We start from the raw sequence: 7787 nt of genomic DNA on the forward strand, positions 1-7787 counted from the left end.
TTGCTCTCAATCAGCTCTGCCAGCGCGGGGTTGGCCTCGCACAGCCAGCGGCGGTGCGCAATGCCGTTGGTCACGTTGCGGAACTTGGCAGGATAGATCTTGTAAAAATCGTTGAACACGCGCTCCTTGAGGATTTCCGAATGCAGCGCGGAAACGCCGTTGACCGAGAACGAGCCGGCAATCGCCAGATGCGCCATGCGCACCGTTTCATTTGCAACAATGGCCAGCTTGGAAATTCTCTGGAAGTCGTTCGGGAAAAATCTCCACAGTTCCTTGCAGAAGCGCTCGTTGATTTCATAAATAATCTGCATGATGCGCGGCATCAGCTCCTGCATCAGCGATACCGGCCAGCACTCCAGCGCTTCGGGCATAACGGTGTGGTTGGTGTATGCAACCGACTGGGAGGTGATGTTCCACGCCTGTTCCCAGCTCATGTTGTTGTCATCCATCAGGATGCGCATCAGCTCCGGAATGACCAGCGTCGGGTGGGTATCGTTGATATGCAGCACATGCTTGTGCGCAAAGTTATCCAGCATGCCGTATTTGGCCTTGTGCTTGGCGCAGATGTCCTGCAGCGTGGCAGAAACCAGGAAGTACTGCTGCTTCAGGCGCAGGGACTGTCCCTCGCGGTGGTTATCCTCCGGATAGAGGATCATCGAGATGGTCTCCGCCATCGCATGCTTTTCCACCGCCTTCAGATACTCGCCCGAGGAGAACAGCTTATAGTCCAGCGCAATCGGGCTTCTGGCCTCCCACATGCGCAGGCGGGCGGTGTTGTCCGTGCCGTAGCCGGAAACCGGCATATCATACGGAACGGCCAGCACGGGCGTATAATCGTGATACTTGACCACCAGCTTGCCGGTTTCGTCAAAGTAAGTGTCAATATGGCCGCCGATTCGGACTTCGCGGACGTCGTCCATCGCCGGAATGTGCCATACATCGCCCGAAGCCAGCCAGGAATCCGGCAGTTCCACCTGCCGGCCGTCCTCAATCTTCTGCTTGAAGATGCCGTGCTCATAGCGGATGGTATAGCCCGTGCCGCGCACGCCCGTGGTGGCCATGCCGTCCATATAGCAGGCGGCCAGGCGGCCCAGACCGCCGTTGCCAAGGCCGGGGTCGGCTTCCTGCTCAAAGATATCGGCCATTTCATAGCCCATATCGGAAAGCGCTGCGGAAAGCGCTTCCAGCATGCCCAGGTTATAGGCGTTATTGCGCAGGCTGCGGCCAATCAGAAATTCCATGCACAAATAATGCACCTGCCGCTCTCCGTATTTTTCAACCTGATTCTGGGTCTCAATCATGTGTTCGGTCAGCGCGTCACGGACAACAAGCGCACAAGCCTCATATACCTGCTCCTTGGAGGCGTCCTCGACCTCCCGGCCGAAGTGCCGCTGCAATTTGCCGGCGATGGCCTCTTTCAGCGCAGTTTTGGTGTAATGGTTCTTTGGCATGGTTTCTTCTAACTCCTCACTCTTTTTTTCAGCTTACCAGCCCAGGGCGGAATGGTAAACCTCAATGTATTTGTCAGCAGAGCGGTCCCAACTGAAATCGGACTGCATGCCCTGCAGCATCAGCTTTTTCCACGCGGGCTTATTGTAGCGGAATACGCCGCAGGCCTCGCGGATCACATGCAGCATATCATGCGCATTATAGCTGGCAAAGGTAAAGCCGTTGCCCGTGCCCGCATAATCGACAAATGCCTGCACCGTATCCTTCAGGCCGCCGGTTTCGCGTACAATCGGAATGGTGCCGTAGCGCAGCGCGATCATCTGCGCCAGGCCGCACGGCTCAAACTTGGAAGGCATCAGGAACATATCCGAGCCGGCATAGATCCGGTTGGCCAGATCGCCCGAGAACATGATGGACGCCGAAATCTTATCCGGATAGCGGCGCTTGGCTTCCAGGAACATCTGCTCATAGCGCCATTCGCCCGTGCCCAGCACAATCAGGCGGATATCGTCCTGCAGCATATCATGCAGCACAGCCTCAATCAGATCCAGGCCCTTCTGGTCGGCAAAGCGGGTAACAATGCCGATGACAGGCGTATTCTCATCGCCTTCCAGGCCGCAGAGCTTCAGAAGTTCCAGTTTGTTTACCAGCTTGCCTTCGGGATGCTCGGGCGAATAGGGCTTGAAAATCTTGGTATCCGTAGCCGGATTATTCCCCTCCATATCAATACCGTTGAGAATGCCGTGCAGCTTATAGCTGTTCATACGCAGCACGGAATCCAGCCGGTAACCGTAGTATTCGGTCTGAATCTCGCCCGCGTAGGTGGGCGAAACGGTCGTCACCACGGTTGAGGCCACAATGGCAGCCTTCATCAGGTTGACGTCCCCGTCCATCGCCATAAAGCCCGAACGGAAGTGCGCGTCATCAATGCCCAGCACATATTCCAGAATTTCACGTCCATAGCGGCCCTGATACTGGATATTGTGGATGGTGAACACGGTTTTGATATTCTCATAAAACGGGCGGGAGGCGAACATCAGGTTGTAATACACCGGAACCAGCGCGGTCTGCCAGTCATTGCAGTTGATGACGTCCGGCTTCCAGTCCAGGTCGGGCAGAATCTCCAGCACGGCCTTGGAAAAATACGCAAAGCGCTCCGCATCGTCATACTCGCCGTAGGTGCGGCTGCGGGCAAAGTAATATTCGTTGTCAATAAAATAATACGTCACGCCGTCCGCTTCATAGCGGAAGATGCCGCAGTACTGGTTGCGCCAGCCCAGACGGACATAGGCGTTCTTCAGGTAATAAAACTTTTCACGGGTGCCTGCGTCAATCGAGGAATAAAGCGGGCAGAATACGCGCACATCATGGCCCTTTGCGGCCAGCGCCTTGGGCAGCGAGCCCGCGACGTCGCCCAAACCGCCGGTTTTGACGAACGGTGCGCATTCGCTGGTAACATACATTATTTTCATAAAGAGCCCTTCCTCCCCATTCGGCTGCATGGAAGCAGGCCTTTTCCCGCTTCCATGCGCCCGATATTCACATTATACTAAATTATTCCCTGCCGCAATATTGGGATTTTCAACGAACATTTCTCGCTTTGCGGCCTTATTTTTGCTCAGTTGTCTTATTTTTAACAAAGTCTTATCAAACGGTAGCATACTTTCCAATCGTAATCGGATAGTTTTCGTGCCCCATCATGGTGCGTCCCTCGCGGATGATTACGTCGCGGTCGGTGATGACATGGCGGAGCGAAGCTTCGGACAGAATCCGGCCGCCCTCCATGATGATGCAGTCGCGCAGTTCCGCGCCCTTTTCCACCTTCACATCGCGGAACAGGATGCTGTTCTGCACGGTGCCTTCAATCACGCAGCCATCCGCCACCAGGCTGTCTTCCACCACGGCCTGATCGCCGTAATAGGTGGGCGCTTCATCCTTGATGCGGGTCAGAATCGGACGGGAGCTCTTAAACACCTCGTCCCGCACGTCCTTATCCAGCATATCCATGTTGGAATGGAAGTAATCGTAAGTATCCTCCACCTTGCAGGCGTATTCATTGAACAGATATGCGTTCACCGTGCCGTCAATCAGCACGCGGGACAAAAACTCACGCTCAAAGTGGATGCAGTTGTGCGTAACGCAGTCCGACAGCATGTGGATGAGGTACTGGCGGCTCATCACATATACGCCAAGCGCCGTGTGCTTGCACTTGCCCTCGTTGGAATCGCCAACGCGGATATCCACCGCCTCTTTCTTGCGGTTGAGCTCCACATAGGTGGTAAAGGGGGAATCCTTGCGCTTTTTGGTGCAGACCATGGTCAGGTCGGCGCCCGTTTTGACATGATGCTCCACCACCTCGTCCAGCGGAATGTTGGCAACGATATCGCCGTCCGCAATGACGACATAATCCGCCTTGTTTTTCTGCAGGAAGGTGACCGCGCCGGCCAGCGCGTCAATCTTGCCGCGGTACTCGCCCGTAATCAGCGGCGAGGACTTTTTGGAATAGGAATACGGCGGCAGCAGCGTGATGCCCGAATTTTTGCGGGACAAATCCCAGTCCTTTGCCGTGCCGATGTGGTCAATCAGCGACTGATACTTGTCCTTCATCAGCATGCCCACGCGGTAAATGCCGCTGTTTACCATGTTGGACAGCATAAAGTCAATGATGCGGTATCTGCCGCCCCACTGCACCGCGCCCACGGTGCGGTGCTCGGTAATCTCCCGCAAATCGTTATCGCTGTCAAATGCAATAATAATGCCCAAAACGCTTCTCATCATGTCTGCCCCCTTACTTCTCGTCCGGCAGATCGCTGCCGGCCATTTCCTTCGCGGCCAGCGTTGCGCCCTGACCGATGCGCACGCCGCTTGCCACAACGGCCACGCCCCACTTGTCCGCGTCGCAGTCTGCCGGACACGCGCCGACCGATGCGTTCTTGGCAATCACCGCACCGGATGCCACGATCGAGTAGCGCACGGTTGCGCCCTCTTCCACCACGGCGCCCGGCATCAGGATGGAATACTCCACCTTGGCGCCCTTGGCGATTTTCACATCCTGGAACAGCACGGATTCCGAGACCTCGCCCGCGATTTCGCAGCCCTCGCTCAGCAGCGAGTGAATCACCTTGGCGCCCTTGGCCACAAAATGCGGGGGCGAGCCGGTGGCGCGTCCGTAAATCTTCCAGGAATCGTCCGACAGGTTGAGTCCGGAATTGGGGGAAAGCAGGTCCATATTGGCTTCCCACAGGCTCTCAATCGTGCCAACGTCCTTCCAGTAGCCCTCAAAGCGATAGGACACCATTTTTTCGCCCGCGTTCAGCATGGCCGGAATGATGTTCTTGCCGAAATCGTTCGAGGAATTCTCATCCGCTTCATCGTCAATCAGGTACTTGCGCAGCTTTTCCCAGGTGAAGATATAAATACCCATGGAAGCCAGCGTGGACTTGGGCTGCTTGGGCTTTTCCTCAAACTCATAGATGGTGCCGTCCGGCTTGCAGTTCATAATGCCGAAGCGGGACGCCTCGTCCAGCGGCACATCCAGCACGGCGATGGTCGCGTCCGCGCCCGTTTCCTTGTGCTGCTGCAGCATTTTGTTGTAATCCATCTTGTAAATATGGTCGCCCGAAAGAATCAGCACATATTCCGGATCGTAGTCGTCCAAAAAAGCGATGTTCTGGTAAATGGCGTTGGCCGTGCCCTTATACCAGCTTGTGCCCGTGCTGTTTTCATACGGCGGCAGCACATATACGCCGCCGCGCAGACGGTCCAGGTCCCAGGTCTGGCCTGCGCCGATATAAGAGTTCAGCACATGCGGCTCGTACTGCGTCAGCACGCCAACCGTGTCAATCCCCGAGTTGACGCAGTTGGACAGCGGGAAATCAATAATGCGGTATTTGCCGCCAAACGGCACCGCCGGCTTGGCAACGTTATCCGTCAGTACATACAGGCGGCTGCCCCGTCCGCCAGCCAGCAGCATTGCCACGCATTCTTTTTTCCGATACATTGATGACTCTCCTTTATGTGATTTACTTTATTTTTATCATTCCGGTTATTGACCGGCGTCTTCCTGTTTGACCACGGCCTTCGGGCCTGTCTTTGCAACAGCCTTTTCCCCCGTTTTGGCAACCGCCTTTGTGCCCGTTTTTGCCACCGCCTTCGGGCCGGCCTGAGCCACCGCTTTGGAACCTGTTTTGGCAACCGCCTTTTGCCCTGTTTTGGCAACCGCCTTTGTATCCGCCTTGATCACGGCGCCCGCCTGCTTTTTGGCGGCCTCAATCTCCGCCCTGGTGCGGCGCTTGGCGCGCGGCTTGCCCTTGAAGAACAATACGCCAAAGCGGGGAACCTGAATGCTGATGGACTGCTCCTGCCCGTGCATCGGCTTGGAAGACGTCCTCACCTTGCCGTTTGAAGCGCCGCTGCCGCCAAACTCCGTCCGGTCAGAGGTGAATACCTCCTCCCATGTTCCGGCAAAGGGCACGCCGATGCGGTAATGCTCCTGCACCTCGGGCGAGAAGTTGACCACCGCCACCAGATCCGTTCCGTCCCTGGCAATGCGGCGGAAGGCGATGATGTTGTTGCGGTTATCCTCATGGCTGATCCACTCAAAGCCGCGCCAGTCGGTATCCTGCTCCCAGAGCTGCGGGGCGGACAGATAGAACTGGTTGAGCGCCTTCACATAGTTCTGCATCTGCCGGTGCGCCGGATAGTCAAGCAGCATCCAGTCCAGACCCTTCTGGTAAGCCCATTCGGAAAACTGTGCAAACTCCCCGCCCATGAACAGCATTTTTTTGCCCGGGTGCGCGGTCATATAGCCGTACAGCGCGCGCAGGCCGCCGAACTGGTTTTCATACGGGGGCGGCATTTTGCCGATGAGCGAGCACTTGCCGTGCACCACCTCATCATGCGAGAGCGGCAGGATGTAATTTTCCGAAAAAGCGTACATGAACGAGAAGGTAATCTTATCGTGCATATCCTTGCGGAAGAACGGGTCGGCCGAGCAGTAGCACAGCATATCGTTCATCCAGCCCATGTTCCACTTGAAGTTGAAGCCCAGGCCGCCGTCATAGCCCGGCTTTGTCACCATCGGCCACGCGGTCGATTCCTCGGCAATCATCATCACATCCGGATGCGCGGTCAGAATATTTTCATTGAGCAGACGGAGGAAATCCACCGCCTCCAGATTTTCGCGGCCGCCGTGGATATTGGGCCGCCATTCGTTCTGGCGGTTATAGTCCAGATACAGCATGGAAGCAACCGCGTCCACGCGCAGGCCGTCCATATGGAACTTTTCAATCCAGAACATCGCGGAGGAGAACAGCAGGTTGCGGGTGGATACCTTGCCGTAATCAAATACGCGCGTGCCCCACTCCTTATGCTCCATCTTGAGCGGATCGGCATATTCATACAGGTGCGAGCCGTCAAACTCAACCAAACCGCAGCCGTCCTTGGGGAAGTGCGCGGGCACCCAGTCCATGATAACGCCCAGGCCGGCCTGGTGCGCCTTATCCACCAGATACATCAGGTCCTTGGGCGTGCCGTAGCGGCTGGTGGCGGCAAAATAGCCGATCACCTGATAGCCCCACGAACCGTCGAACGGGTATTCGGTCAGCGGCATAAACTCAATATGGGTATAGCCCATTTCCTTGACGTAGGGCACCAGCTCGTCCGCCAGCTGGCGGTAAGAGTAGAAATTGCCGTCCTCATGCACCTTCCAGGAGCCGAGGTGGCACTCGTAAATATTGACCGGATTGGAATACGGCAGGTGTTCGCTCCGCCAGTTCAGCCAGCTCTCATCGCCCCACTCATAGCCCTCAATATCATAAACCTTGGAAGCGTTGCCCGGGCGGGTTTCCGCATGGAAGCCGTACGGGTCGGACTTATCGAAAATATCACCCGATTTTGCCCATACGCTATATTTATATGCGGCATATTCGGCAACATGCGGGATAAATTTTTCCCAAATACCCTGTTCGTCCCGCTCCATCGGGTCTGCTTCTCTGTTCCAGTCGTTAAATTCGCCCATAACCGATACTTTTTCGGCCTCCGGCGCATACACGCGGAACAGATAGCCCTGCTCGCCGTCCTGCTCGTACGGATGCGCGCCCATATAGTCGAACGCGCGGCAGTCACGTCCGGAATAGAACTGCTGGCTGCGCTTTTCACAGGCCGGCGATGCGGCTTTTTTCTTCATTTCGCATCTCTCCCTCTTTTCACTGCTCTCACACGCCGGATGCCGCAAAAATCGTGCCGTTTTCGCATCACCCACCTGCTTTTGAGCAGATAGTCTCACTTTAGTTGGGTATAGTATACATCACTGCGCGAAAAAAGTCCAGCAATTTTAC

At 55.9% G+C, this 7787-nt stretch carries 5 protein-coding genes; all 5 read right to left on the minus strand.

Translation table 11 applies throughout. The features are described 5' to 3' along the window. On the minus strand, positions 1 to 1451 hold a 1451-nt coding region (gene glgP / locus ACOYIE_RS07455), incomplete at its 3' end, for a glycogen/starch/alpha-glucan family phosphorylase (protein ID WP_433411929.1). Positions 1452 to 1484: 33 nt separating this feature from the next. After that, positions 1485 to 2921, minus strand: coding sequence for a glycogen synthase GlgA (gene glgA / locus ACOYIE_RS07460; RefSeq protein ID WP_433411931.1), 1437 nt, complete (start codon positions 2919 to 2921; stop codon positions 1485 to 1487). Between the two features lie 175 nt (positions 2922 to 3096). Next, on the minus strand, positions 3097 to 4227 hold the full coding sequence (glgD, locus tag ACOYIE_RS07465; RefSeq protein WP_433411934.1) for a glucose-1-phosphate adenylyltransferase subunit GlgD: 1131 nt from the start codon (positions 4225 to 4227) through the stop codon (positions 3097 to 3099). Positions 4228 to 4237: 10 nt separating this feature from the next. Beyond that, on the minus strand, positions 4238 to 5449 hold the full coding sequence (locus ACOYIE_RS07470; protein ID WP_433411937.1) for a glucose-1-phosphate adenylyltransferase: 1212 nt from the start codon (positions 5447 to 5449) through the stop codon (positions 4238 to 4240). A 45-nt stretch (positions 5450 to 5494) separates the two neighbouring features. Then, positions 5495 to 7636, minus strand: coding sequence for a 1,4-alpha-glucan branching protein GlgB (gene glgB / locus ACOYIE_RS07475; RefSeq protein WP_433411939.1), 2142 nt, complete (start codon positions 7634 to 7636; stop codon positions 5495 to 5497). Positions 7637 to 7787 lie beyond the last annotated feature (151 nt).

The organism is Agathobaculum sp. (genome assembly GCF_050946325.1).
Classification (GTDB): domain Bacteria; phylum Bacillota; class Clostridia; order Oscillospirales; family Butyricicoccaceae; genus Agathobaculum.